Here is a 23,918-nt window from a genome sequence, read left to right as displayed (position 1 = left end):
CCCGAATTCCGTAAACCTTATGAGATATCTCCATGACTCACCGTATAGTGATTGTCGGCGGCGGCGCCGGCGGCCTGGAACTGGCGACCCGCCTGGGTAAGACCCTGGGCAAAAAAGGCAGCGCCAGCATCACCCTGGTCGACGCCAACCTGACGCACATCTGGAAGCCACTGCTGCACGAAGTGGCGGCAGGCTCGCTCAACTCTTGCGAAGACGAACTGAACTACGTGGCCCAGGCCAAGTGGAATCACTTCCAGTTCCAGCTCGGGCGCATGAGCGGCCTGGACCGCGAAACCAAGCAGATCCAGCTGGCTGCGACCCTCGATGAAGACGGCCGCGAACTGCTGCCTGCGCGTACCCTGGGCTATGACACCCTGGTAATCGCGGTGGGCAGCAACACCAACGACTTCGGCACCCAGGGCGCGGCGCAGCATTGCCTGTTCCTCGACACCCGCAAGCAGGCCGAGCGCTTCCACCAGCAACTGCTCAACCACTACCTGCGCGCCCATGCTGGCGATCAGGCCAATGAGCAAATCAGCGTGGCCATTGTCGGTGCCGGTGCCACCGGTGTGGAGCTGGCGGCCGAGTTGCATCACGCGGCCCATGAGCTGGCGGCTTATGGCCTGGATCGTATCCAGCCCAAAGACATGCACATCACCCTGATCGAAGCCGGCCCACGGGTACTGCCAGCACTGCCGGAGCGCATCAGCGTGCCGGTGCACAAGACCCTGGAAAAACTCGGGGTGACGGTGATGACCAACTCGGCGGTCAGTGAAGTGACCGCCGATGAGCTGCGCACCAGCAATGGTGATGTGATTCAGGCCAGCCTCAAGGTCTGGGCGGCGGGTATTCGGGCGCCGGGGTTCCTCAAGGACATCGACGGCCTGGAAACCAACCGGATCAACCAGTTGGTGGTGCGCCCTACCCTGCAGACTACCCTGGACGACAACATTTTTGCCTTCGGCGACTGCGCTGCCTGCCCGCAACCGGGGAGTGACCGTAACGTGCCACCACGGGCGCAGGCTGCGCACCAGCAGGCGTCGTTGCTGGCCAAGGGGCTGAAGGCGCGCCTGGAAGGCAAGCCTTTGCCGACTTATGCGTACCGGGATTACGGTTCGCTGGTGTCGCTGTCGCGCTTCTCGGCGGTGGGCAACCTGATGGGCAACCTGACCGGTAGCGTGATGCTCGAGGGCTGGCTGGCGCGGATGTTCTATGTGTCGCTGTATCGCATGCACCAGATGGCGCTGTACGGGACCTTCCGCACCTTGATGCTGATGCTGGGTAGCCGGATCGGGCGCGGGACTGAGCCGCGGTTGAAGTTGCACTGAGTTTGTATTGGCTTTGAGGGCCTCATCGCGGGTCCAGCCCGCTCCCACAGGTATGGCGGTGTTTCTGTGGGAGCGGGCTTGACCCGCGATGGCATCGGCATTGTTTACTTCAGTACCCTATAGGTACTCTGCACAAAGCCGCTCTCAAAGGTGGTACTGCGCATATGCTGCAGCGTCACGTCCTTCTCCAGGGCCCCGAACAACGGGATGCCACTCCCCAGCAACACCGGTATGCGAGTGATGGTCAGTTCATCCAGCCGCCCCTCGCGCAAAAAGCTCTGAATCACCTGCCCGCCATCGAGATACAGGCCCTTGACGCCTGTTTCACTCAGGTATTCGACCAGCTCGGCGATCGGCCCCGGATGCACTTCGACCCCATGCTGCATGTCTGCCGGCTGCAAGGTGCTGCTCAGCACCACCACGCGCTTGTGCGAATACGGCCACTCGCCGAAGGTCAGGACCTTCTCGAAGGTGTTGCGGCCCATGATCAGGGTGTCGATGGTCGCCATGTACGCCGCATAACCGTGATCGTCACTGGAACTGGTGGCGACCATCAGCCAGTCCAGCTCACCGCTTTCACGGGCGATAAAGCCATCAAGGCTGGTGGCGATGTAGACGGAGGTTTTCAGGGTCACGGCGCAACTCCTTTGCAGGAAATAGCCGGATAGTATCAGCCAGGGCGCAGAAACGAAAAAAGGGCACCTTTTGCAAGGTGCCCTTCTTTCTGAAGATGGTCGGGGTAAGGGGATTCGAACTCCTGACATCCTGCTCCCAAAGCAGGCGCGCTACCGGACTGCGCTATACCCCGGTAAAAAAAAGGCACCAACTAAGGCGCCTTTTTTATGGCTGGCTGCTAATGGCAAACCAACCTTTTAAGATTTGAACCCAGCGTACCGGCTTCAAAAATGGTGGGTCGTGTAGGATTCGAACCTACGACCAATTGGTTAAAAGCCAACTGCTCTACCAACTGAGCTAACGACCCAAAAATGGTCGGGGTAAGGGGATTCGAACTCCTGACATCCTGCTCCCAAAGCAGGCGCGCTACCGGACTGCGCTATACCCCGGCTTGAAATTTGGCTCCGCGACCAGGACTCGAACCTGGGACCCAATGATTAACAGTCATTTGCTCTACCGACTGAGCTATCGCGGAACTATCAATTTCAATTACAACAGTGCTGCAATTTCGAGTGCTGTATCACTACCGCTTCGAACTCTTCGACCTTGTGCATCGCTGCGTTCATGCCTCTGAGGCGCGCTATTCTACAACCTTCAAAACCCTTGTCAACCCCTAATTTGCATTCAACTTACTGATTTGCAACTTTTTTTCAGATTCCCAATTTTGCCGGGAAGCTGCGGGGCGACATACAGCGGGGCGCACTTTACAAGCACTCGAGAAAAAATGCAAAGAAAAAAGGCCTCGAAATTCGAGGCCTTAGCGTAACCCGCCGAAAACTCAGGCAAAGACGATCTCTTCGCCCTCTACCTTCGCCGTAATGGCGCTGCCTGGCAGGAACTGGCCCGACAGGATCAGCTGCGCCAACGGGTTCTCGATCCAGCGCTGGATCGCCCGTTTCAGCGGCCGTGCGCCATAGACCGGGTCGTAACCGACGGCGATCAGTTTATCCAGCGCCTCAGGGCTCAGCTCCAGGCTCAGCTCACGCTCGGCCAGACGGCTGCGCAGGCGACCGAGCTGGATCTGGGTAATGCCGGCGATCTGATCGCGGCCCAGCGGCTCGAACACCACCACTTCGTCGATCCGGTTGATGAACTCCGGCCGGAAGTGCGAACCCACGGCATCCATCACCGCCGCACGCTGCGCTTCGCGATCACCTACCAGTTCCTGGATCTGCGAAGAGCCCAGGTTGGAGGTCATGACGATCACGGTATTACGGAAATCCACCGTACGCCCGTGGCTGTCAGTCAGGCGACCGTCTTCCAGCACCTGCAGCAACACGTTGAACACATCCGGGTGGGCCTTCTCGACTTCGTCGAGCAGCACTACGGCATAAGGCTTACGCCGCACGGCTTCGGTCAGGTAGCCGCCCTCTTCATAACCGACGTAGCCTGGTGGGGCACCGATCAGGCGAGCCACGGAGTGTTTCTCCATGAACTCGGACATATCGATCCGCACCATCGCCTCTTCTGTATCAAAGAGGAATTCGGCCAACGCCTTGCACAGCTCGGTTTTACCGACACCGGTCGGGCCGAGGAACAGGAACGAGCCGCTCGGGCGGTTCGGGTCCGACAGGCCGGCACGCGAACGACGCACGGCGTTGGACACTGCCACTACCGCTTCTTCCTGGCCGATCACCCGCTCGTGCAGCAGGCTTTCCATCTTCAGCAGTTTTTCCCGCTCGCCTTCGAGCATCTTGGCCACGGGAATGCCGGTCCACTTGGACACGACTTCGGCGATTTCTTCTTCAGTCACCTTGTTACGCAGCAGCTGGTTTTCCGCCTTGCCGTGTTGGTCGACCATCTGCAGGCTGCGCTCCAGGTCCGGGATCACCCCGTACTGCAGTTCGGCCATGCGGCTGAGGTCGCCTTTGCGGCGGGCTGCTTCGAGCTCCTGACGCGACTGCTCGATTTTCTGCTGGATCTGCGCCGAGCCCTGTACTTCGGCTTTTTCCGAGGTCCAGATCTCTTCCAGGTCAGCGTACTCGCGCTCCAGCCGGACGATCTCTTCGGTGAGCTTCTCCAGGCGTTTGAGCGCGGCTTCGTCGTCCTCTTTCTTCAGCGCCTGAGACTCAACCTTCAGTTGAATCAGGCGGCGCTCCAGGCGGTCGAGCACTTCCGGCTTGGAGTCGATCTCCATGCGGATGCGGCTGGCCGCTTCGTCGATCAGGTCGATGGCCTTGTCCGGCAGCTGCCGGTCAGTAATGTAGCGATGGCTGAGCTTGGCCGCGGCGATGATCGCGCCGTCGGTGATCGCCACCTTGTGATGCACCTCGTAACGCTCCTTGAGGCCACGCAGGATGGCGATGGTGTCTTCTTCGCTCGGCTCTTCTACCAGCACCTTCTGGAAACGCCGCTCAAGCGCTGCGTCTTTTTCAATGTACTGGCGGTACTCGTTCAGCGTGGTGGCGCCGACGCAGTGCAGTTCGCCACGAGCCAGGGCCGGCTTGAGCATGTTGCCGGCATCCATCGAGCCTTCGCCTTTACCGGCGCCGACCATGGTGTGCAGTTCGTCGATGAACAGAATGATCTGCCCTTCCTGCTTGGACAGCTCGTTAAGCAGGCCTTTGAGGCGCTCTTCGAATTCACCACGGAACTTGGCACCGGCAATCAGCGCGCCCATGTCCAGCGACAGCAGGCGCTTGCCTTTAAGGCCGTCCGGCACTTCGCCATTGATGATGCGCTGGGCCAGGCCTTCGGCGATGGCGGTCTTACCGACGCCAGGCTCACCGATCAGCACCGGGTTGTTCTTGGTCCGGCGTTGCAGTACCTGGATGGTGCGGCGGATTTCATCGTCACGGCCGATCACCGGGTCAAGCTTGCCGTCTTCGGCGCGCTTGGTCAGGTCGACGGTGTATTTGTCCAGGGCCTGGCGCGACTCTTCGGCGTTGGGGTCATTGACCGCCTCGCCGCCTCGCAGGTTGCTGATGGCGTTCTCCAGAGCCTTTTTGCTTACGCCCTGGCTGAGCAGCAACTTGCCAAGCTTGCTGTTCTCGTCCATGGCCGCCAGCAGCACGAGCTCGCTGGAGATGAACTGGTCGCCCTTCTGCTGGGCCAGGCGGTCAGCCTGGTTGAGCAGACGCGCCAGGTCCTGGGACATGTTCACGTCGCCGGTGGGGTTCTGGATTTTCGGCAGTTGGTCGAGTTCTTTGCTCAACGCCTTGCGCAGGCTGTTGACGTCAAAGCCGACCTGCATCAGCAGCGGCTTGATCGAACCGCCCTGCTGATCGATCAGGGCCTGCAACAGGTGCGCAGGCTCGATGGCCGGATGGTCCATGCCCACGGCCAGGGATTGGGAATCGGATAATGCCAATTGCAGCTTGCTGGTCAAACGGTCTATTCGCATAAGTTACCTTCCTTTATGGGCAGGTCGGAGCGATGGACACACCTGATGAAGAAAAACCTGCCAGAGATACCCCTATAGATAAGGGTGATTCTGGAAGATTCAAGCTAGCCGGGCTTGATCCAGGTCAGCGCGGGGCCAGCCAGACCAGGGAAGCGAAGCGGCCACCCTGCGGGGTGCGCCGATAAGAATAGAAGCGCGGGTCGCTGACGGTGCACAAACCACCACCATAGACCGCTTCGACGCCGCGTGCCGCAAGGCGCAGACGGGCCAGTTGGTAGATGTCGGCCATCAGCTTGCCAGGCTGGGCACCGGGCACGAAGGCCTGGGCAGTTTCCGGATGAACGGTCGTGAACGCGTCGCGTACTTCCAGGCCGACTTCAAAGGCTTGCGGGCCAATGGCCGGGCCGAGCCACACTAAAACATCTTCGGGCGGCAGTGCCAGGCGCTCCAGAGTGGCTTCCAGCACACCGTTGGCCAGCCCGCGCCAGCCAGCATGAGCGGCGGCTACGCGGGTACCGGCGCGGTCGCAGAACAGTACCGGCAAACAGTCGGCGGTCATTACCGTGCAGGCAATGCCCGGCGTTGCGCTGTAGCTGGCATCGGCCTCGGCGATAACGCTTGGGTCGGCATCGGCCACCACCACGCCATGCACCTGCTTGAGCCAGGCCGGCTGGATGCCGAACTCGGCGGTCAGGCGCCGGCGGTTCTCGGCCACCGCCGCTGGCGCATCGCCAACATGGTCACCGAGGTTGAAGCTTTCATAGGGCGGCAGGCTGACCCCGCCGCTGCGCGTGGTGACGCAGGCGCGTACCCCGGCTGGCGCAGGCCAGTCAGGAAACAGCAGCGCTTGCGTCAGCTCGCTCATCCGACGAATGCCTCACGGTCTTGCTTGAGCAGCGACAGCAGCCAGACGAAGTCATCCGGCAGCGCCGATTCCCAGCCCATGCGCTCGCCGGTCACCGGGTGATCCAGCTCCAGGAAGCGTGCGTGCAGGGCCTGGCGCGGGAAGGTCTTGAGCGCGTCGACCATGGTCAGGCTGGCCGCTGGCGGAATGCGGAAACGCCCGCCGTAGACCGGATCGCCGACCAACGGGAAGTTGACGTGGGCCATGTGCACGCGAATCTGGTGGGTACGCCCGGTTTCGAGCTTGACCCGCACATGGGTGTGCGAGCGGAAGCGCTCCAGTACCCGGTAGTGGCTGACCGCCGGCTTGCCGCCTTCGGTAACCGCCATGCGCTGGCGCTGGCCGCCGTGGCGACCGATCGGCGCGTTGATCTTGCCGCCGGCGGTGACCACACCGATCACGATGCATTCATAGATGCGGCTGACGCTTCGGCTTTGCAACTGGGCGACCAGTTGGGTCTGCGCCTGGATGGTCTTGGCCACCACCATCAGACCGGTGGTGTCCTTGTCCAGGCGATGGACGATACCAGCGCGCGGCACGTTGATGATGTCCGGCACATGGTGCAGCAGGGCATTGAGCAGGGTGCCATCGGCGTGGCCCGCAGCCGGGTGCACCACAAGCCCGGCAGGCTTGTTGATCACCAGGATGTGGTCGTCTTCATAGACGATATCCAGCTCGATGTCCTGGGCCACCCACTCGCCCTGGGCTTCCTGCTCGGCATCGAGCGCCAGCAGCGCACCGCCGTGGACGATATCGCGAGGACGCAGGACAGCGCCATCGACCGTCAGGCGCCCCTCCTTGATCCAGGTGGACAGGCGCGAGCGCGAGTGCTCAGCGAACAATTGGGCGGCGACTTGGTCGAGGCGTTGCCCGCCCAATTCGGACGGCACCTCTGCGCGAAGTTGAATGATCTCGGACATGCTCGAATCAGCGGGCGGCACAGCCTTTGGTTTCGACTGCACGCTTGTGGTTAAATACGACGTCTTTTGCCCCGAGGGTTGCATCGGGGTGCTCATCATAACAGGACGGCCACGCCCAAGACAGCGGCCGTCATAGGGACGCAAGCCGCCATGCAAGTGAAACACCTGCTGCTGATCGCCATCCTCGGACTGACCGCTGCTTGTTCTTCGAAGGAAGTCGTCGACGAAAACCTGAGCGAAGCCGAGCTGTACCAGCAGGCGCAGGCCGACCTGGACAACCACAGCTATACCAGCGCCACGAGCAAGCTCAAGGCCCTGGAATCGCGCTATCCGTTCGGCCGTTACGCCGACCAGGCCCAGCTCGAGCTGATCTACGCGAACTACAAGAACGCCGAACCGGAGGCTGCCAAGTCTGCCGCCGAGCGTTTTATTCGCTTGCATCCGCAGCATCCGAACGTCGACTACGCCTACTACCTCAAGGGTCTGACCTCTTTCGACCAGGACCGCGGCCTGCTGGCGCGCTTCCTGCCGCTGGACATGACCAAGCGTGACCCGGGCGCTGCCCGCGACTCGTACAACGAATTCGCCCAGCTGACCAGCCGCTTCCCCAACAGCCGCTACGCGCCAGACGCCAAGCAGCGCATGATCTACCTGCGCAACCTGCTGGCTTCCTACGAAATCCACGTGGCCGACTACTACCTGACCCGTCAGGCTTACGTCGCTGCCGCCAACCGTGGCCGCTACGTTGTAGAAAACTTCCAGGAAACCCCATCGGTCGGCGACGGTCTGGCGGTGATGACCGAAGCCTACATGCGTCTGCATCTGGACGAACTGGCCGCCACCAGCCTGGAAACCCTCAAGCTCAACTACCCGGACCACCCGAGCCTGGTCGATGGCCAGTTCGTGCCGCAGCAGGACGAGGCCGACAACCGTTCGTGGCTGTCCAAGGCGACCCTGGGCCTGATCAATACCGCCACGCCGCTGCCACCGGGCGAAACCCGCGCCAACCAGGACGTGGTGAAGCAGTACCAGGACGCCAAAGACGCGATCCCGGAAGAACTGCTGCCTAAAGATGAAAACGGTGACGTCATCGAAGAAGAGAACCATGAAGCGCAAGGCAACAACGAAGACCGCTCCTGGTTCAGCTACATGACCTTCGGTGTGTTCGACTGAGCCATCGTGTAAAGATAAAGGGAGGCCAAGGCCTCCCTTTTTTCATGCCCGAGCCCTAGACTGAAGGCTCTTCACTGACAAAGCTGGACACCATGGTTCGCCTACTTTTCTGGATTGCCCTGATTGCTGCTGCCTTCTGGCTGTGGCGCAAGTTCAAGGCCAGCAATGCTGCTGGGCAAAACAACAGCCTCGAAGACCCGCTGAAGATGGTCCGTTGCGCCCATTGCGGTGTGCATTTGCCCAGTGACCGGGCACTGCATCGCGGGGCGCAGTGGTATTGCAGCCAGGCACACCTGGAGCAGGGGCCTGGGGCGCAGCGCTGATTGCGCGGCGCCTGCATCGCGGGTCAAGCCCGCTCCTACCGGGTTGTAGGAGCGGGCTTGCCCCGCGATGAGGCCCTAAAGAGCAGCCACCCGCCCAGCCGGCGCATACGGCGCCGGGTCAATGATCGGCTCACGTCCCAGCAACAAATCCGCAAACAACTGGCACGACGCCGGCGCCAGCACCAGGCCGTTGCGGTAATGCCCGCAGTTCAGCCACAGCCCGGCATAGCCCGGCACCTCACCGATATACGGAATGCCCTCAGGCGAACCCGGCCGCAGCCCCGCCCAATGGGCCACCGGGGTGGCATCGGCCAGCGCCGGCAACAGTTCGACCGCCGACGCCTTCAGGCTTTCAAGCGCTTCGTCGGTCGGGGTCTTGTCGTAACCGGCATGCTCCAGGGTACTGCCCACCAGAATATGCCCATCACGCCGCGGGATCGCATAACGCCCCTTGGCCAGGACCATGCTCGGCAAAAAGTCTTCGGCGCACTTGTACAGGATCATCTGCCCTTTGACCGGCTCAACCGGCAGCTCCAGGCCCAATGGCCGCAGCAAGTCGCCACTCCAGGCGCCTGCGGTCAGCACCACGCGATCGGCCTGGATCGGCCCGGTCGCAGTCTCCACCCCGGTGATGCGCTCGCCCTCACGGCTGAAGCCGGTGATTTCGCAGTACTCGCGAATGCTCACGTTCGGCAGCGCCAGCAAGGCGGCCTTGAGCGATTTGACCAGGCGCGGGTTGCGCACGTTGGCCACCCCGGCCATGTAGATTGCGCGACGGAAACCGCCGCCAAGCACCGGCACCGCGTCATAGGCCGCAGAGATATCCACAGCACTCAACGGTCGCCCCTCGCGCTTGGCCCAGGCCAGGGCCTCGGCTTCGTCGTCCAGGTCCAGCCAGTACAGGCCGGTGGTGTGCACTTGCGGGTCAACCCCGGTGCTGGCGAACAGGCGCTCGCCCAACTGTGGATAAAAATCCTGCGACCAGTGCGCCAGGGCCGTTACCGCCGGGCTATAGCGCCACGGGTACAGCGGCGAGACGATGCCACCACCGGCCCAGGAAGACTCCTGGCCGAGCGCGCCACGATCACACAGCACCACCTGCTCGACGTCCGCCGCCAGGTTGAACGCTGTCAGCAGGCCGATCACCCCGCCGCCGACAATCACTACTTGCTTGGTCATGTATTGATCCAACTTCTGAAGTAAACCTCAGCCACCCCAACAGCCACGGCCGCCATCAACGGCGCCGGGATTGCGGCGCATACCGGCCTGGTCGAGTTCGAAATCGGCGCAGCGGTCACTGCTCATCAAGCCACCGGCAATGCGCTGGGCGGTAAGGATGAATGACGTCGAATGACGAACGGCTTGCAGCCGGTAGTGCTCGGTCCCGGGCGCCAATGGGGTGACCAGGGCTTCGCTGTCGGCATACTGGCCGCTGCGTGAATAATGACGCTCCAGCAACTGCGCGCTCTCGAACAGCAACCCGGCGATTTCCGTGCGTGCGGCCTTGCGGACCTGTTCGCTGTAGCTGGGATAGGCAATGCCCGCCAGAATGCCGACCACGGAGACGACAAGCAACAGTTCAATCAGGCTCAAACCTTTCTGCAGGGTGTACATAAGTCGAACTCCTAGTGAATCTGCCGCCAGAGAATGCGCCTGGGCTCAGAGGCGCACTCTTCTACAGCCTGTGCATAAACGCTTTCCAGCACACTGCGTCCTGCCCCGTCATGGCTGACTGCGGTGATCCGGTACAGGGTGGCGGCCTGATTGGCGGGCCAATGTGCGGCATGGGTGCTCTGGCCAAGGTTCTGCACCAGGTAGAAGCCGCTGGCGCCGTGTTGCCAGCTCAGGCCGGACGTTGGTCCTTCACCGCGGTAGACGCCAGCCAACCTCACCCGCCCGGCTTCAGGGGGTGGTAAACAGTAGCTGCATGGCAGCACGCCCGAAACCTGCGACTCCCCCAGCAACAAGGTCTGTTCTGCATGCTCGAAACCTTGCAGGGCTGCGTGCAGGTTGCCGGCCATGCGCTCTTGCAGCGTGGCACTGACCATGGCCGAGAGGCCGAGCACACCCAACAGCCCCAGCAACACCAGGCTGACCAGCAAAACCACGCCGCGCTGGCTGCCGGGCCTAGCCATTGCGCAAGGCCACCGTCAGTTGATACTGCTGCGGCCTGACCCGCGACTGCGGGTCAAGCAAGGTCAGGCTCAGGCGTAGCCCGGCAATGCCGTTGCTATCTCGCCTGATGAGGTCGACGCGCAACTCGCCCAGGTTGTCGATCAATGGCGCATAGCTCGCGCCGCTGCCGAGCATCAGGCTGGCGCCCTCTACCCGATAGGTCTGGCGGCGTATCGGAATTGCGTACTGCCCGGCAGGTGCCACCTGCACATCGGCATAGACACGCGCCAGGCGAATGCAATCGGTGACCAGTGTCCAGTTCGGCCGCCCACCGGCGCCGGCCACTTCGGCGCTGATGAGACTCAGGAGCTGCAGCCGCCCATCCGCTGCCAGGGTAATTTCCAGCGGCTGGGCAAACGCCTGTGCCGAGGACGGGTTCACATGGCTGATTGCATCCGCTCGCAAACAGCCGAGCATGCCGCTCATGCGAATGTCCTGGGCCATGCGCTGTAACGCCAGGCGTGCGTCTTCCTGTAACTGGGCCGCGATACCCTGAGCCTGCCAGTTCTGGCTGGCCACCAGGAACAAGCGGCTTGCACCGAGCAACAGCAATAAGCCGAGACTCAAGGCCAGCAGCACTTCGACCAGGCCGACGCCGCCTTGCCGGCTCATCGGATACGCGCCTGTTCGAGCGCGCCATGCTGCAGATACGCCGCCTGGGTAGCCTGCAAGGCACTGTCGGTGGCCTGCAGCGCCCGCACTTGCGCGCCCGCCGCGGCAAACAGGCCAAGCCCCAGCACCAGCATGGCCAGCAGCACCTCGATCAGGCTCATCCCTTGTTGCCGTCCGCCATCCATGGCGCCTTTCCTCCTGCGACTTTTCCACAGCCCTTTGCCAACCCGGCCGACTGGACGCTCCTGTCCGTCGGCCTGACTCTATAGAAGCACTTCCAGGGAGGAATGCACGGTGAAGCAACAGGGCGTAACACTGATACAAATGATGTTCGCGCTAGCGCTGGTGGGGATGCTGACGCACATCAGCGTGCCGACCTACAGCGCCATGAGCGGTGGGCTACAACAGCGCGCCGCCGCCCGCGACCTGGCGCAAGCCTTGCGCACCGCGCGCAGCGAGGCCTCGCTGCGTAACCAGGTGGTACGCCTGCAGGCGCTTGAGGACAACTGGAGCAATGGCTGGCGCATGGTCCTTGAGCAGGATGGCCAGCAGCTGCTGTATGAACAGCGTCGGCTTGAAGCGGTGGTGATGATTGTCGGCAATCAGCCGGTGGCCCGACAGGTGCGCTTCAGCGGGCTGGGGGTGCCCTTGCATGCGGGGGGAGCGTTTCAGGCCGGGACGCTGTTCATTTGCCAGCGCCCCAAAGCCTTCAGCCAGTACCGGGTGGTACTGGCCCACACAGGCCGGGTCAGCCTGCGCGAGGAGCCCGGCGAGCAGCCGCTGTGCGCGGCTGGCGGGTCAGATCAGTGAACGCACGCGCAGCTCTTTGGGCATCGAGAAAGTGATGTTCTCCTCGCGACCATCGAGCTCTTCGGCGCCAGTGGCACCCCAGGCCCGCAGTTGCTCGATCACGCCACGCACCAGCACCTCGGGCGCCGAAGCGCCAGCGGTGATACCAATGCGCTCGACACCCTCGAACCAGCTTTTTTGCAGGTCTTCAGCGCCGTCGATCAGGTAGGCCGGCGTCGACATACGCTCAGCCAGCTCACGCAGGCGGTTGGAGTTGGAGCTGTTCGGGCTGCCGACCACCAGTACCACGTCGCACTCGTTGGCCAGTTGCTTGACCGCGTCCTGACGGTTCTGGGTGGCGTAGCAGATGTCGTCTTTGCGCGGCCCGCCAATATTGGGGAAGCGCGCGCGCAGGGCATCGATCACCCGGCTGGTATCGTCCATCGACAGGGTGGTCTGGGTGACGAAGGCCAGTTTGTCCGGGTCGTTGACTTGCAGACTGGCAACATCTTCCTCGTCTTCCACCAGGTAGATGGCGCCACCGTTGCCGGTGTCGTACTGCCCCATGGTGCCTTCGACTTCCGGGTGACCTTCGTGGCCGATCAGGATGCACTCACGGCCGTCGCGGCTGTAGCGCGCCACCTCGATATGCACCTTGGTGACCAGTGGGCAGGTCGCGTCGAACACTTTCAGGCCACGCCCCGCCGCTTCCTGGCGCACGGCCTGAGAAACACCGTGAGCGCTGAAGATGACGATCACGTCATCCGGCACCTGGTCCAGCTCTTCGACAAAAATCGCCCCGCGCGCGCGCAGGTCTTCGACCACGAACTTGTTGTGCACCACTTCATGGCGCACATAGATCGGCGGGCCAAAGACTTCCAGCGCACGATTGACGATCTCGATCGCCCGGTCCACACCGGCACAAAAGCCACGGGGGTTGGCGAGTTTGATTTGCATGTTCGGCTCCCGGCTCAAAGCGCCGTGACTTCGAGGATTTCCACCTCGAAGCTCAGGGTTTTGCCAGCCAGTGGATGGTTGAAGTCGATGGTCACTTGAGCGTCATCGAAGGCTTTGACCACACCCGGCAGCTCGGCATTGGCAGCGTCATTGAAGATCACCAGCAGACCTTCGGAAAGCTCCATGTCGTTGAATTGCGACCGTGGAATGATCTGCACGTTCTGCGGGTTAGGCTGGCCGAAGGCGTTTTCCGGCTCGACGGTCACCGTGCGCTTGTCACCGGCCTTGAAGCCGAAGATTGCCGCTTCGAAGCCCGGAAGCAGGTTGCCATCACCCACCTTGAACACCGCCGGGGCCTTGTCGAAGGTGCTATCGACGGTGTCGCCGTTTTCCAGGTGCAGCGCGAAGTGCAGTTTCACTTCGGTGTTCTGGCCGATACGGGTCTCAGTCATGGACGGGTTCTCCGGACTTTTTGCTCTTGAACATGTCCAGCGCCAGCATCACCGCACCCACGGTAATGGCGCTGTCGGCCAGGTTGAAGGCCGGGAAGTACCAGCGGTTCTGCCAGTGCACGAGGATGAAATCGACCACGTGACCCAGCACGATGCGGTCGTACAGGTTGCCCAGCGCGCCGCCGAGCACCAGCGCCAAGGCGACTGCCAGCCAGGTTTCGTTGCGCCCCAGGCGCTTGAGCCAGACCACCAGGACCGCGCTGACCACCACGGCGATCAGGGCGAACAGCCAGCGCTGCCAGCCGGAGCTGTCAGCCAGGAAACTGAAGGCAGCACCGGTGTTGTAGGCCAGGGTCCAGCTGAAGTAGTCGGGAATGACCACGATCTGCTGGTAGAGGCTCAGCGCACCCTCGAAGTAGAACTTGCTGGCCTGGTCAAGGACCAGGACCAGCACGCTCAGCCACAGCCAGCTGAGGCGCCCGAAGCGCCCCACACCAGGGTTAGGCATAGTGGCGCACCTCACCCTTGCCGCTGATGTTGTCGGCGCAACGGGCGCAGATTTCCGGGTGCTCGGGGTTCGAGCCCACGTCTGCGCGGAAGTGCCAGCAACGGCCGCACTTGGCGTGGCCGGACTTGACCACTTTCAGCTTCAGGCCAGGGACTTCGGTCTCGACCGCATCGGCTGGCGCCTGGGCGAACGGCGCAACGCTGGCCGCCGAGGTGATCAGCACGAAACGCAGCTCGTCGCCCAGCTTGTTCAGGTCGGCACTCAGGGCGTCGTCGGCGAACAGGGTGACTTCGGCTTGCAGGTTGCCACCGATGGCCTTGGCCGCACGCTGGTTTTCCAGTTCCTTGTTGACCGCGGTTTTGGCCGCCATCACGCGGTCCCAGTAGGCGCGACCCAGCTCGAAGCCTTCCGGCAGCTCGCTCAGGCCTTCATACCAGGTGTTGAGCATGACCGACTCGTTGCGCTCGCCAGGCAGGTACTGCCACAGCTCGTCGGCGGTGAACGACAGGATCGGCGCGATCCAGCGCACCAGCGCTTCGCTGATGTGGTACAGCGCGGTCTGGCAGGAACGACGGGCAACACTGTTGGCGCCGGTGGTGTACTGGCGGTCCTTGATGATGTCCAGGTAGAAGCCACCCAGCTCCTGCACGCAGAAGTTGTGGATCTTCGAGTAGACGTTCCAGAAGCGGTATTCGCCGTAGTGCTCTTCCAGCTCGCGCTGCAGCAGCAGGGTACGGTCGACGGCCCAGCGGTCCAGCGCCAGCATGTCTTCGGCCGGCAGCAGGTCGCGGGCCGGGTCGAAGCCGGACAGGTTGGAGAGCAAAAAGCGCGCGGTGTTGCGGATACGCCGGTAGGCGTCGGCGCTGCGCTGCAGGATCTGCTCGGAAACCGCCATCTCGCCGGAGTAGTCGGTAGCCGAAACCCACAGGCGCAGGATGTCGGCACCCAGGGTGTCGTTGACCTTCTGCGGCTCGATGGTGTTACCCAGCGACTTGGACATCTTGCGGCCGTTCTCGTCGACGGTGAAGCCGTGGGTCAGCAGCTCGCGGTACGGCGCATGGTTGTCGATGGCGCAGCCGGTCAGCAGCGAGGAATGGAACCAGCCGCGGTGCTGGTCGGAACCTTCCAGGTACAGGTCGGCGCGCGGGCCGGTCTCGTGGCCGATGCTGTGCGAGCCACGCAGCACATGCCAGTGGGTGGTCCCGGAGTCGAACCAGACGTCGAGGGTGTCGGCGATCTTGTCGTACTGGCCGGCCTCGTCACCGAGCAGTTCGGCGGCGTCGAGCTTGAACCAGGCTTCGATGCCTTCTTTCTCGACGCGCTTGGCCACTTCTTCCATCAGCTCGACGGTGCGCGGGTGCAACTCGCCGGTTTGCTTATTGAGGAAGAACGGGATCGGTACGCCCCAGTTACGCTGACGCGAGATGCACCAGTCCGGGCGGTTGGCGATCATCGAATGCAGGCGCGCCTGGCCCCAGGCCGGGACGAACTTGGTCTCTTCGATGGCCTTGACCGCACGCTTGCGCAGGGTCTCGCCGTTGTCGGGCTGCTTGTCCATGCCGACGAACCACTGCGCGGTGGCGCGATAGATCAGCGGGGTCTTGTGGCGCCAGCAGTGCATGTAGCTATGGCTGATGGTTTCGGTGTGCATCAGCGCACCGACTTCAGAAAGTTTTTCGACGATGGCCGGGTTGGCCTTCCAGATGAACTGGCCGCCGAAGAACTCCAGCGACGGCACGTACACGCCGTTGCTCTGCACCGGGGTAAGGATGTCGTCGTTGACCATGCCGTAGCGCTTGCAGGTGACGAAGTCGTCTTCACCGTAGGCTGGTGCGGAGTGAACCACACCGGTACCGGCGCCCAGCTCGACGTAGTCGGCCAGGTACACCGGCGACAGACGATCGTAGAACGGGTGACGGAAGTTGATCAGTTCCAGCGCCGAGCCTGGCGCGGTGGCGACTACCGAACCTTCCAGCGAATAACGCTTCAGGCACGACTCGACCAGCTCTTCAGCCAGTACCAGCAGTTTGTCGCCGGTATCGACCAGGGCGTACTTGAACTCCGGATGGACGTTCAGCGCCTGGTTGGCCGGAATGGTCCACGGGGTGGTGGTCCAGATCATGATAGAGGCAGGCTTGGCCAGCGCGGCCAGGCCGAAGGCGGCGGCCAGCTTGGCTTCATCGGCTACCGGGAAGGCGACATCGATGGTCTGCGATTTTTTGTCGGCGTACTCGACCTCGGCTTCGGCCAGGGCCGAACCGCAATCAAAGCACCAGTTGACCGGCTTGAGGCCCTTGAACACGAAGCCGTGCTTGACCATTTCGGCCAGCGCGCGGATTTCGCCGGCTTCGTTGGCGAAGTTCATGGTCTTGTACGGGTTGTCCCAGTCGCCCAGCACACCCAGGCGAATGAACTCGGTCTTCTGCCCTTCGATCTGCTCGGCGGCATAGGCGCGGCACAGCTCGCGGGTCTGGTCGGCGCTCAGGTGCTTGCCGTGGGTCACTTCGACCTTGTGCTCGATCGGCAGGCCATGGCAGTCCCAGCCCGGGACGTAGGGGGCGTCGAAACCGGACAGGGTCTTGGAGCGGACAATCATGTCCTTGAGAATCTTGTTCAGCGCATGACCGATGTGGATCTTGCCGTTGGCGTAGGGTGGGCCGTCGTGCAGCACGAACTTCGGACGATCCTTGCCAATTTCGCGCAGCTTCTGGTACAGGCCAATGCTGTCCCAACGCTGCAGGATCTGCGGTTCGCGCTGTGGCAGGCCGGCCTTCATCGGGAAGGCGGTGTCCGGAAGGTTTAGCGTGGCTTTATAGTCGGTCATTTCAGGCTCTTCGTTAGCGGTTGACCGTGCCAATGGGCACGTGCGGCGGCGATATCCGCATCGATCGCCGACTTCAGCGCCTCCAGGGAGGCGAATCGCTGCTCTTCACGCAGCTTGTGGTGGAATTCCACCGTCAGACGCCGGCCATAAAGATCGCCGGCAAAATCCAGAAGATGTACTTCCAGGTGGGCTTTGCCATCACCTGAAACGGTTGGCCGTACGCCGATATTGGCGACGCCCGGCCAGTTCTTGCCATCGACGTCGACGCTGACCAGGTAGACCCCGGTGAACGGTACGCGATGACGCTTGAGCTGGATGTTGGCTGTCGGGGTACCCAGCTGGCGTGCCAGCTTCTGCCCGTGCAGCACCCGCCCGCAGATGCGGAACGGCCGGCCCAGCAAATGCTTGGCCAGGGCGAAATCGGCGTTGGCCAGGGCATCGCGCACTTGCGTGCTGCTGACCCGCAGGCCGTCGAGCTCGACGGTTTGCGCCTCTTCCACGGTAAACCCCTGGAGGATGCCGGCCTGCTCGAGGAAGTCGAAGTCGCCGACCCGGTCGCAACCGAAGCGGAAATCGTCGCCCACTTCCAGGTGTTTGACGCCCAGGCCATCGACCAGGATGGTGTCGACGAACTCGGCGGCGCTGAGCTTGCTCAGGCGCTGGTTGAACGCCAGGCACAGCACCCGGTCGACGCCTTCGGCGGCCAGCAGGGCGACTTTGTCGCGCAGGCGGGCCAAGCGCGCAGGCGCGGTGTCGGGGGCGAAGTATTCACGCGGCTGTGGCTCGAAAATCACCACGCAGCTGGGCACGCCCAACTCGTGCGCTCGCTCACGCAGGCGTGCCAGGATTGCCTGGTGGCCGCGGTGAACACCGTCGAAGTTGCCAATAGTGGCGACACAGCCCCGGTGCTGGGGGCGCAGGTTGTGGAGGCCTCGAACCAGCTGCATAACGCGCTTCTTGCTCATAAAGTGGTCGATTATAACCACACCCGGGCGCTGACGACAGGCAGCAGCGTCACCCCGTGGCGTGGAATGTGTAAAACCGACGTCTGACCGTCGTCAGCCCTTAATGCAACGCCTTGCGGGCGAAGTCACGCGGGCGAAATCCAAACAGCAACAGACAGCCGAAATAGGTCACGACCCCGGCCAGGATCAGCGCGCCCAGGCGCAGGAAGCGCTCGAGCATCTGCCCTTCGGCCCAGGCCGGCATGTAATGCATGCCCACCAGCAAGACCGTCGACATCAACAACACCGCCACCACCAGCTTGGCGAGGAACTTGGCCCAGCCCGGTTGCGGCTGGAACAACTGCTGCTGACGCAGCTTCCAGTACAACAGGCCGGCGTTCAGGCAGGCACCAAGGCTGATGGCCAGGGCCAGGCCAGCGTGCTGCAGGTGGGTGATGAATGCCAGGTTGAACAGCTGGGTGCAGACCAGAGTGAAGATCGCGATCTTCACTGGAGTACGGATGTTCTGCTGGGCATAGAAGCCAGGTGCCAGCACCTTGACCAGAATAATCGCCAGCAGGCCGAGTGAATAGGCAATCAGCGCACGTTGGGTCATGGCTGCGTCGAAAGCGCTGAATTTACCGTACTGGAACAGCGCCACGGTCAGCGGCTCGGCGAGAATCGCCATGGCCAAGGTGCACGGCAGCACCAGCAGAAAGCACAGGCGCAGGCCCCAGTCGAGAATCCGCGAATACTCGTCGCGGTCGCGGTTGGCGTAGGTCTTGGCCAGGGTTGGCAGGAGGATGGTGCCCAGGGCCACGCCGAGCACTCCGGAAGGCAGCTCCATCAGGCGGTCGGCGTAATACATCCACGACACCGAGCCTGCCACCAGGAACGAGGCGAAGATGGTGTTGATGATCAGCGAGATCTGGCTCACCGAGACCCCTAGGATCGCCGGCAGCATCTGCTTGAGTACCCGCCACACGCCGCTATCGCGCAGGTTCAGGCGCGGCAGCACGAGCATGCCGATCTTCTTCAGGTGCGGCAGCTGATACAAAAGCTGCGCCAGGCCGCCAGCCAGCACGCCCCAGGCCAGGGCCATGATCGGTGGGTCGAAGTACGGTGTCAGGAACAGGGTAAAGCCGATCATCGCCACGTTGAGCAGGGTCGGCACGAACGCGGGTACCGAAAAGCGGTTCCAGGTATTGAGGATGGCGCCGGCCAGCGATGACAGCGAGATCAGCAATATATAAGGGAAGGTCACCCGCAGCAGGTCGGTGGTCAGCTGGTACTTTTCGGCGCTGTCGACAAAACCCGGTGCCGTGACCCATACCACCCAGGGCGCAGCGAGAATGCCGAGGGCGGTGACCAGGGCCAGCACCAGGGTCAGCAGGCCGCTGACATAAGCGATGAAGGTGCGGGTCGCCTCCTCGCCTTGCTGGGTCTTGTATTCGGCCAGAATCGGCACGAACGCTTGGGAAAACGCGCCTTCGGCAAAGATACGCCGCAGCAGGTTGGGCAGTTTGAAGGCAATGAAAAAGGCGTCGGTGGCCACGCCGGCGCCGAATACCCGCGCCAGGATGGTGTCACGGACAAAGCCCAGCACCCGCGAGATCATGGTGATGGAGCTGACCGCGGCCAGGGATTTGAGAAGATTCATCGAAAGTTTTTCACGCCTGAGGATAAAGGGCTGTGCCGCAACGCGCCCAGTTGTGCGATACTCCGCGCCGCAACGCAAGCAGAGCAAAAACTCCCGAGTTTACAGGTCGTACCGCAGAAGGGAATCACTCCCTTGTACAGAACGACCACTCAGCGGAACCATGCAAGTGCCCTTGACAACCGATCAACTCATCGGCATGATTCGCGGCCTATTTTGTTTGCTATTTACCAAGTCTTTCGAGGAGCTCGACGGTGGCCAACTCACCTTCCGCCAAAAAACGTGCAAAACAGGCTGAGAAGCGTCGCAGCCACAACGCCAGCCTGCGTTCCATGGTTCGTACCTACATCAAGAATGTAGTTAAAGCCATCGACGCAAAAGACGCCGAAAAAGCGCAAGCTGCTTACACTCTGGCTGTTCCAGTTATCGACCGCATGGCCGATAAAGGTATCATCCACAAGAACAAGGCTGCTCGCCATAAAGGCCGTCTGAATGGCCACATCAAGGCGCTGAAAGAAGCTGCAGCTGCCTAAGCGACACGCTTGTTGAAAAACCGACCCTAGGGTCGGTTTTTTATTGCCTGTGATTTGGGTTGCTTGCAAAAAAGCATCGCGGGTCAAGCCCGCTCCTACAGGTTTGTGTAAGAGCGGGCTTGCCCCGCGATGGCTAGCGACTACTTACCAATCTGAATCTTCGGCGCCCACTGCAGCCATTCATCCTCGGCCTTGTCGAACAAAGCAAAGGTCTGCTGCGGGCGCGCCGGGTTGCCCATCTTCTCGCCCTCCGGCGTTGCGAAGGCAATACCACCCTCGATCAGGGTCTCCAGCGACTCGGTACGCACCGTCGCGCCTTTGAACAGGCCGATGTCGAAGCCAAAGCCGCTACTGTTCCAGAAACGGCTACCGCCGCGTACCAGCGATGCATACTTGGGTTCGATCAGGATATGGATCAGCACCCGGTCGGCGGTCTGCCCCAATTCGAAACCGGTGACCTTGCCTACCGGGATCTCGCGGTAAGTGACTGGCACGCCCGGTTTGATCGAACCCCGCCGCGCAGCACTGAGCACCAGCGACAATCCCGCTTCGCGCTCGGAGAAATCCGGCGCCTGTGGCAAGGCATTGAAGGTGAGCTGTGGCCCGGTACTCCTGACTGCCGGCTGCACTTCCAGGTACTGACCAGTGACCAGGGTTTCCAGGTTGGCGGTCTTGACGATGCCCAAGGCCGGCTTGACCACCCAGAACTGCGAACCTTCGCGGGCAATGCGCTCCGGCACTTCGGTGATGCGTGCCTTGAGCAGCACCGCCTGCAGATCATTGGTCAGGTCGACCTGCTCGACCTTGCCGACGTCCAGGCCCTTGAAGCGAATCGGCGTGCCGACCTTGAGGCCGTCCGCGCGATCGACACGAATGGTTACCGTGGTACCGCTGCGGTTGGCCACCTCCTGGCTTTCATTCAGGCGGAAGAATGGAATACGGCGCTTGAGCTTCACATTCGGGATGGGTGTGTCGAAGGCAATGCCGCCGGCCATCAGGCTTTGCAGCGATTCACTCTTGATCTGAATGCCCGACAGGCCACCACTCAGGGTAATGCCGCTGGCATTCCAGAAGCGCGTCGAACCGTTGACCAGGCCGGCGTACTCTTTCTCGATATGCACACCGATCAGCAGGCGTTTGCTCTTCTTCGAGAACTGATAGCTCTGCACCGTACCGACCTTGACCTGACGGTAAAGGATCGGGCTGCCGACTTCCAGTGAACCAAGGTTGTCGCTGTACAGCACCAGGTGCAGCCCAGGCGCCTTGAGGTCCAGCGGCGGCGCCTTGGCCCGCGCCTCGAACTCACGCTGCGGGGTCGCGCCCTTGTCGCCTGGGCGGATAGCGATGTAGTTACCTTTTACCAGCGCTTCCAGACCGGTAATACCGGCCAGGGAGATCGACGGCTTGACCACCCAGAACTGCGTGCCATCGACCAGGTAGTCTTCGGCCAGCGGATCGAGGGTCAGTTCGGCCATGGCGCTGGCCAGGTCGGTATCGACCTTGAGGGCCTTCAGCGAGCCGACCTGGATACCTTTGTACATCACCGGGGTACGCCCGGCTTGCAGGCCCTCGAAGTCGCTCAGCTTGACCTTGACGCGAATTCCGGCCTGGGCTGCGTCGAAGTCCTCGTACAGACGGAACGGCAGATTCGAATCGGTTGGCGGGCTGTCCTTGCGGTGCTCGGGCGTGGCGAAGGCGATACCGCCGGCGACGATGCTGGCCAGCGACTCGCTGCGCACCTTCACCCCGGAGAGGTTGGCGTCAATGCTGATGCCGCTGGCATTCCAGAATCGCGTGTGCTTGCGCACCAGATCGGCGTAGGCCGGCTCGATGAACACCTTGATCTCGACCGTACCTTGGTCTTCAGCCAGGCGATAGCTCTTCACCCGGCCGACCTGGATCTGTTTGTAGAACACCGGGCTGTCGCGGTTGAGCGAACCCAGGCGGTCGGCCTTGAGGGTCAGGTGCAGGCCTGGCTCGCTATCGGACAACGGCGGCGCCTCATCCAGCGCCTTGAAGCGTTTGGTCGGCTCACCCTGCCCCGGGCTCACGGCAATGTAGTTGCCCGAGACCAGGGTCTCCAGGCCGGTGATCCCGGCCAGGCTGACGCTTGGCTTGACCAGCCAGAAGCGCGTACCGGTGTTCAGGTGCGGCTCGGCTTCCTTGTTCATCTCGATGGTGGCGATAACCCCGGTATTGCTGCCCTTGGCATCCAGTACCAGCTCTTTCACCTTACCGACCGACATGCCCTTGAAGACCACTTCGGTCTTGTTGGCGACGATACCCTCACCGCTTTCAAAGCGGACCTGGATGTTCACACCTGACTCACGATAGGCCTGCCAGCCAAGCCAACCACCGATCACCAGGGCGATCAGGGGCAATATCCATATGGCCGACCAGTTCGAAGCTGGGCGGGTTTTAGCCGTAGGCAAATCACTCATGGTCGTCATCCGACTCCGTGTTATCCCAAATCAGTCGGGGATCGAAGGTTACTGCAGCGAGCATCGTCAGAATCACCACACTGGCGAAGGCGACGGCGCCCAGATTGGCTTCGACACTGGCGATCCTGCCGAAATTCACCACCGCCACCAGAATGGCGATCACGAAAATATCCAGCATCGACCAGCGTCCGATGAATTCGATGAAGCGGTACATCAGGATCCGTTGCCGGGCTGACAACGGTTGGTGGCGCTGCACCGAATAGAGCAGCAGGGCAATGCCCACCAGCTTGAAGGTCGGCACCAGGATACTGGCGATGAACACCACGGCGGCGATCGGCAGCATGCCGTGCTTCATAAGGGTGATCACACCGGACATGATCGTGTCCGGGCTACCCTGCCCCAGAGCGCTGACCGTCATGATCGGCAGCACGTTGGCCGGGATATACAAGATTGCCGAAGTGATCAGCAACGCCCAGGTTCGCACCAGGCTGTTTGGCCGCCGCGCGTGTACCACTGCGCCACAGCGGGTGCAGGTTTGCGCATCACTGCCCGGCTCCTGGCGATTCAGTTCATGGCATTCGCCACAAACCAGAATCCCAGCATCAATCGCACGCATGCAGGTCTTCCCCCGACAAAGCACTCCATATCTGGTGGGGCGACATCACCACCTCCAGCCACACCTGCACCAACAACAAACTGATAAAGCAGACCAGACCCAGGCCGAGGCTCAGCTCCGCCAGGTCAACCAGTTTGACCATCGCCACCAGCACGCCCATGAAGTAAACCTCGAGCATGCCCCAATCGCGCAGATGGTGATAAATCCGATAGAGCAACAAACCGTAACTGCGGCCGATGTTCAGGCGAATGCTCAGCAACACTGCCAGCTGGCACAGCAGCTTGAGCAGAGGTATGGCCATGCTGCAGAGAAACACCACCACCGCCACGCCGCGCATGCCAGTGTTGTACAGCCCGACCACGCCGCTCCAGACGGTGTCGTCGGAGCTTTGACCAAGTAGATGCAATTGCATGATCGGCAGGAAGTTGGCGGGCACATAGAGCAGCAAGGCTGCCAGCACCAGGGCCAGGCTGCGCTGGACCACATTGTGCCGATGGGCGTAGAGCTCGTAGCCACAGCGTGGGCAGTGGGCCTTTTCGTCCTGCTTGAGCACAGGCTTGCGCATCAGCAGGTCGCATTCGTGACAGGCCACCAGGTCTTCCAGTGGCAGGTCGGCGAGCTGATGGGGGTCGGCAGGTTCTGACATAGTGAACTTCTGAGTCAACGCGAGGGCGCTATTCTAACCGATGTGAGAGCGGGCTTGCCCCGCGATGAAGCTGCCGCCATAGTCGAGCCAAACGCCCA

General features: G+C 62.0%; 23 protein-coding genes and 4 tRNA genes. 5 read left to right on the top strand and 22 right to left on the bottom strand.

From position 1 onward, the window contains the following. The first annotated feature begins 32 nt into the window (after window positions 1-32). Window positions 33-1,328 (top strand): NAD(P)/FAD-dependent oxidoreductase, encoded by a 1,296-nt coding sequence (locus F8N82_RS01475; protein ID WP_038998727.1) that lies wholly within the window; start codon window positions 33-35, stop codon window positions 1,326-1,328. 104 nt (window positions 1,329-1,432) lie between these two features. Here the strand turns inward: F8N82_RS01475 and F8N82_RS01470 are convergent, their stop codons facing one another. From F8N82_RS01470 to rluD, 8 genes are all read right to left on the bottom strand, one after another. Continuing rightward, window positions 1,433-1,963, bottom strand: a complete 531-nt coding sequence (locus tag F8N82_RS01470; protein ID WP_038998726.1) for a dihydrofolate reductase family protein — start codon at window positions 1,961-1,963, stop codon at window positions 1,433-1,435. 96 nt (window positions 1,964-2,059) lie between these two features. Then, window positions 2,060-2,136: transfer RNA gene (locus tag F8N82_RS01465), tRNA-Pro, on the bottom strand. Window positions 2,137-2,234: 98 nt separating this feature from the next. After that, window positions 2,235-2,310: transfer RNA gene (locus F8N82_RS01460), tRNA-Lys, on the bottom strand. 5 nt (window positions 2,311-2,315) lie between these two features. After that, window positions 2,316-2,392 (bottom strand) — tRNA-Pro (locus F8N82_RS01455). A gap of 10 nt (window positions 2,393-2,402) precedes the next feature. Next, window positions 2,403-2,478, bottom strand: a tRNA-Asn gene (locus F8N82_RS01450). Window positions 2,479-2,781: 303 nt separating this feature from the next. Next, window positions 2,782-5,346 (bottom strand): ATP-dependent chaperone ClpB, encoded by a 2,565-nt coding sequence (clpB, locus tag F8N82_RS01445; RefSeq protein ID WP_038998725.1) that lies wholly within the window; start codon window positions 5,344-5,346, stop codon window positions 2,782-2,784. A gap of 124 nt (window positions 5,347-5,470) precedes the next feature. After that, window positions 5,471-6,211 (bottom strand): peptidoglycan editing factor PgeF, encoded by a 741-nt coding sequence (gene pgeF / locus F8N82_RS01440; protein ID WP_038998724.1) that lies wholly within the window; start codon window positions 6,209-6,211, stop codon window positions 5,471-5,473. Beyond that, window positions 6,208-7,170 (bottom strand): 23S rRNA pseudouridine(1911/1915/1917) synthase RluD, encoded by a 963-nt coding sequence (gene rluD, locus F8N82_RS01435; protein ID WP_038998723.1) that lies wholly within the window; start codon window positions 7,168-7,170, stop codon window positions 6,208-6,210. The genes pgeF and rluD overlap by 4 nt, the downstream gene beginning before the upstream one ends. A 150-nt stretch (window positions 7,171-7,320) precedes the next feature. Here rluD and F8N82_RS01430 point away from each other — a divergent pair, with 150 nt between their 5' ends. Both F8N82_RS01430 and F8N82_RS01425 read left to right on the top strand, forming a co-directional pair. Further along, on the top strand, window positions 7,321-8,343 hold the full coding sequence (locus F8N82_RS01430) for an outer membrane protein assembly factor BamD (protein WP_038998722.1): 1,023 nt from the start codon (window positions 7,321-7,323) through the stop codon (window positions 8,341-8,343). 92 nt (window positions 8,344-8,435) lie between these two features. Beyond that, entirely contained in the window at window positions 8,436-8,666 is a 231-nt protein-coding gene (locus F8N82_RS01425) for a PP0621 family protein (RefSeq protein WP_038998721.1), read from the top strand. Between the two features lie 75 nt (window positions 8,667-8,741). Here the strand turns inward: F8N82_RS01425 and thiO are convergent, their stop codons facing one another. From thiO to F8N82_RS01400, 5 genes are read right to left on the bottom strand one after another with little or no spacing between them, the layout of a single operon-like run. Beyond that, window positions 8,742-9,845: a glycine oxidase ThiO gene (gene thiO / locus F8N82_RS01420; RefSeq protein ID WP_038998720.1), complete on the bottom strand. Its 1,104-nt coding sequence runs from the start codon at window positions 9,843-9,845 to the stop codon at window positions 8,742-8,744. Between the two features lie 27 nt (window positions 9,846-9,872). Then, the gene (locus F8N82_RS01415; RefSeq protein ID WP_038999711.1) at window positions 9,873-10,271 is read right to left on the bottom strand and encodes a type IV pilin protein; all 399 of its coding nucleotides are present in this window, start codon (window positions 10,269-10,271) and stop codon (window positions 9,873-9,875) included. 20 nt (window positions 10,272-10,291) lie between these two features. Then, complete coding sequence (locus F8N82_RS01410) at window positions 10,292-10,801, bottom strand: pilus assembly PilX family protein (protein WP_038998719.1); 510 nt, start codon at window positions 10,799-10,801, stop codon at window positions 10,292-10,294. Next, window positions 10,794-11,453: a PilW family protein gene (locus F8N82_RS01405; protein ID WP_038998718.1), complete on the bottom strand. Its 660-nt coding sequence runs from the start codon at window positions 11,451-11,453 to the stop codon at window positions 10,794-10,796. The genes F8N82_RS01410 and F8N82_RS01405 overlap by 8 nt, the downstream gene beginning before the upstream one ends. Next, window positions 11,450-11,638, bottom strand: a complete 189-nt coding sequence (locus F8N82_RS01400) for a type IV pilus modification PilV family protein (RefSeq protein ID WP_038998717.1) — start codon at window positions 11,636-11,638, stop codon at window positions 11,450-11,452. The genes F8N82_RS01405 and F8N82_RS01400 overlap by 4 nt, the downstream gene beginning before the upstream one ends. Before the next feature lie 142 nt (window positions 11,639-11,780). On the opposite strand from F8N82_RS01400, the gene F8N82_RS01395 reads away from it, so the two are divergent. After that, window positions 11,781-12,263, top strand: a complete 483-nt coding sequence (locus F8N82_RS01395) for a GspH/FimT family pseudopilin (RefSeq protein WP_224793698.1) — start codon at window positions 11,781-11,783, stop codon at window positions 12,261-12,263. Here F8N82_RS01395 and ispH read toward each other — a convergent pair. From ispH to murJ, 6 genes are all read right to left on the bottom strand, one after another. Beyond that, a complete protein-coding gene (gene ispH, locus F8N82_RS01390) occupies window positions 12,252-13,199 on the bottom strand; it encodes a 4-hydroxy-3-methylbut-2-enyl diphosphate reductase (protein WP_038998715.1) in 948 nt (315 codons plus the stop codon). The two genes, F8N82_RS01395 and ispH, sit on opposite strands and share 12 nt — an antisense overlap. A gap of 14 nt (window positions 13,200-13,213) precedes the next feature. Beyond that, window positions 13,214-13,651: an FKBP-type peptidyl-prolyl cis-trans isomerase gene (gene fkpB, locus F8N82_RS01385; RefSeq protein ID WP_038998714.1), complete on the bottom strand. Its 438-nt coding sequence runs from the start codon at window positions 13,649-13,651 to the stop codon at window positions 13,214-13,216. Further along, entirely contained in the window at window positions 13,644-14,159 is a 516-nt protein-coding gene (gene lspA, locus F8N82_RS01380) for a signal peptidase II (protein ID WP_038998713.1), read from the bottom strand. The genes fkpB and lspA overlap by 8 nt, the downstream gene beginning before the upstream one ends. Then, window positions 14,152-16,983: an isoleucine--tRNA ligase gene (gene ileS, locus F8N82_RS01375; RefSeq protein ID WP_038998712.1), complete on the bottom strand. Its 2,832-nt coding sequence runs from the start codon at window positions 16,981-16,983 to the stop codon at window positions 14,152-14,154. The genes lspA and ileS overlap by 8 nt, the downstream gene beginning before the upstream one ends. After that, the gene (gene ribF, locus F8N82_RS01370) at window positions 16,980-17,930 is read right to left on the bottom strand and encodes a bifunctional riboflavin kinase/FAD synthetase (RefSeq protein WP_038998711.1); all 951 of its coding nucleotides are present in this window, start codon (window positions 17,928-17,930) and stop codon (window positions 16,980-16,982) included. The genes ileS and ribF overlap by 4 nt, the downstream gene beginning before the upstream one ends. Before the next feature lie 118 nt (window positions 17,931-18,048). Continuing rightward, entirely contained in the window at window positions 18,049-19,587 is a 1,539-nt protein-coding gene (murJ, locus tag F8N82_RS01365) for a murein biosynthesis integral membrane protein MurJ (protein WP_038998710.1), read from the bottom strand. 251 nt (window positions 19,588-19,838) lie between these two features. Here murJ and rpsT point away from each other — a divergent pair, with 251 nt between their 5' ends. Further along, complete coding sequence (rpsT, locus tag F8N82_RS01360; RefSeq protein ID WP_010220592.1) at window positions 19,839-20,117, top strand: 30S ribosomal protein S20; 279 nt, start codon at window positions 19,839-19,841, stop codon at window positions 20,115-20,117. 140 nt (window positions 20,118-20,257) lie between these two features. On the opposite strand, the gene F8N82_RS01355 is transcribed toward rpsT, so the two are convergent. Genes F8N82_RS01355 through F8N82_RS01345 form a run of 3 tightly spaced genes read right to left on the bottom strand, consistent with a single transcriptional unit; the run spans window position 20,258 to window position 23,820 of the window. Beyond that, entirely contained in the window at window positions 20,258-22,558 is a 2,301-nt protein-coding gene (locus F8N82_RS01355) for a PqiB family protein (protein ID WP_038998708.1), read from the bottom strand. Then, window positions 22,551-23,174, bottom strand: coding sequence for a paraquat-inducible protein A (locus tag F8N82_RS01350; protein WP_038998707.1), 624 nt, complete (start codon window positions 23,172-23,174; stop codon window positions 22,551-22,553). Before F8N82_RS01350 ends, F8N82_RS01355 begins: the two co-directional genes overlap by 8 nt. Next, a complete protein-coding gene (locus F8N82_RS01345) occupies window positions 23,161-23,820 on the bottom strand; it encodes a paraquat-inducible protein A (protein ID WP_038998706.1) in 660 nt (219 codons plus the stop codon). Before F8N82_RS01345 ends, F8N82_RS01350 begins: the two co-directional genes overlap by 14 nt. Window positions 23,821-23,918 lie beyond the last annotated feature (98 nt).

It is taken from the genome of Pseudomonas fluorescens (assembly GCF_902497775.2).
Lineage (GTDB): Bacteria > Pseudomonadota > Gammaproteobacteria > Pseudomonadales > Pseudomonadaceae > Aquipseudomonas > Aquipseudomonas putida_F.
Note: the sequence above shows the minus strand (reverse complement) of the source record. Positions and strands in the feature narration are given on the sequence as shown.

Coding starts and splice junctions, on each gene's coding strand:
- F8N82_RS01475 (WP_038998727.1), top strand. CDS start 33: ATGACTCACCGTATAGTGATTGTCGGCGGCGGCGCCGGCGGCCTGGAA.
- clpB (WP_038998725.1), bottom strand. CDS start 5,346: ATGCGAATAGACCGTTTGACCAGCAAGCTGCAATTGGCATTATCCGAT.
- pgeF (WP_038998724.1), bottom strand. CDS start 6,211: ATGAGCGAGCTGACGCAAGCGCTGCTGTTTCCTGACTGGCCTGCGCCA.
- rluD (WP_038998723.1), bottom strand. CDS start 7,170: ATGTCCGAGATCATTCAACTTCGCGCAGAGGTGCCGTCCGAATTGGGC.
- F8N82_RS01430 (WP_038998722.1), top strand. CDS start 7,321: ATGCAAGTGAAACACCTGCTGCTGATCGCCATCCTCGGACTGACCGCT.
- F8N82_RS01425 (WP_038998721.1), top strand. CDS start 8,436: ATGGTTCGCCTACTTTTCTGGATTGCCCTGATTGCTGCTGCCTTCTGG.
- thiO (WP_038998720.1), bottom strand. CDS start 9,845: ATGACCAAGCAAGTAGTGATTGTCGGCGGCGGGGTGATCGGCCTGCTG.
- F8N82_RS01410 (WP_038998719.1), bottom strand. CDS start 10,801: ATGGCTAGGCCCGGCAGCCAGCGCGGCGTGGTTTTGCTGGTCAGCCTG.
- F8N82_RS01405 (WP_038998718.1), bottom strand. CDS start 11,453: ATGAGCCGGCAAGGCGGCGTCGGCCTGGTCGAAGTGCTGCTGGCCTTG.
- F8N82_RS01400 (WP_038998717.1), bottom strand. CDS start 11,638: ATGGATGGCGGACGGCAACAAGGGATGAGCCTGATCGAGGTGCTGCTG.
- F8N82_RS01395 (WP_224793698.1), top strand. CDS start 11,781: ATGTTCGCGCTAGCGCTGGTGGGGATGCTGACGCACATCAGCGTGCCG.
- ispH (WP_038998715.1), bottom strand. CDS start 13,199: ATGCAAATCAAACTCGCCAACCCCCGTGGCTTTTGTGCCGGTGTGGAC.
- fkpB (WP_038998714.1), bottom strand. CDS start 13,651: ATGACTGAGACCCGTATCGGCCAGAACACCGAAGTGAAACTGCACTTC.
- lspA (WP_038998713.1), bottom strand. CDS start 14,159: ATGCCTAACCCTGGTGTGGGGCGCTTCGGGCGCCTCAGCTGGCTGTGG.
- ileS (WP_038998712.1), bottom strand. CDS start 16,983: ATGACCGACTATAAAGCCACGCTAAACCTTCCGGACACCGCCTTCCCG.
- ribF (WP_038998711.1), bottom strand. CDS start 17,930: ATGCAGCTGGTTCGAGGCCTCCACAACCTGCGCCCCCAGCACCGGGGC.
- murJ (WP_038998710.1), bottom strand. CDS start 19,587: ATGAATCTTCTCAAATCCCTGGCCGCGGTCAGCTCCATCACCATGATC.
- F8N82_RS01355 (WP_038998708.1), bottom strand. CDS start 22,558: ATGAGTGATTTGCCTACGGCTAAAACCCGCCCAGCTTCGAACTGGTCG.
- F8N82_RS01350 (WP_038998707.1), bottom strand. CDS start 23,174: ATGCGTGCGATTGATGCTGGGATTCTGGTTTGTGGCGAATGCCATGAA.
- F8N82_RS01345 (WP_038998706.1), bottom strand. CDS start 23,820: ATGTCAGAACCTGCCGACCCCCATCAGCTCGCCGACCTGCCACTGGAA.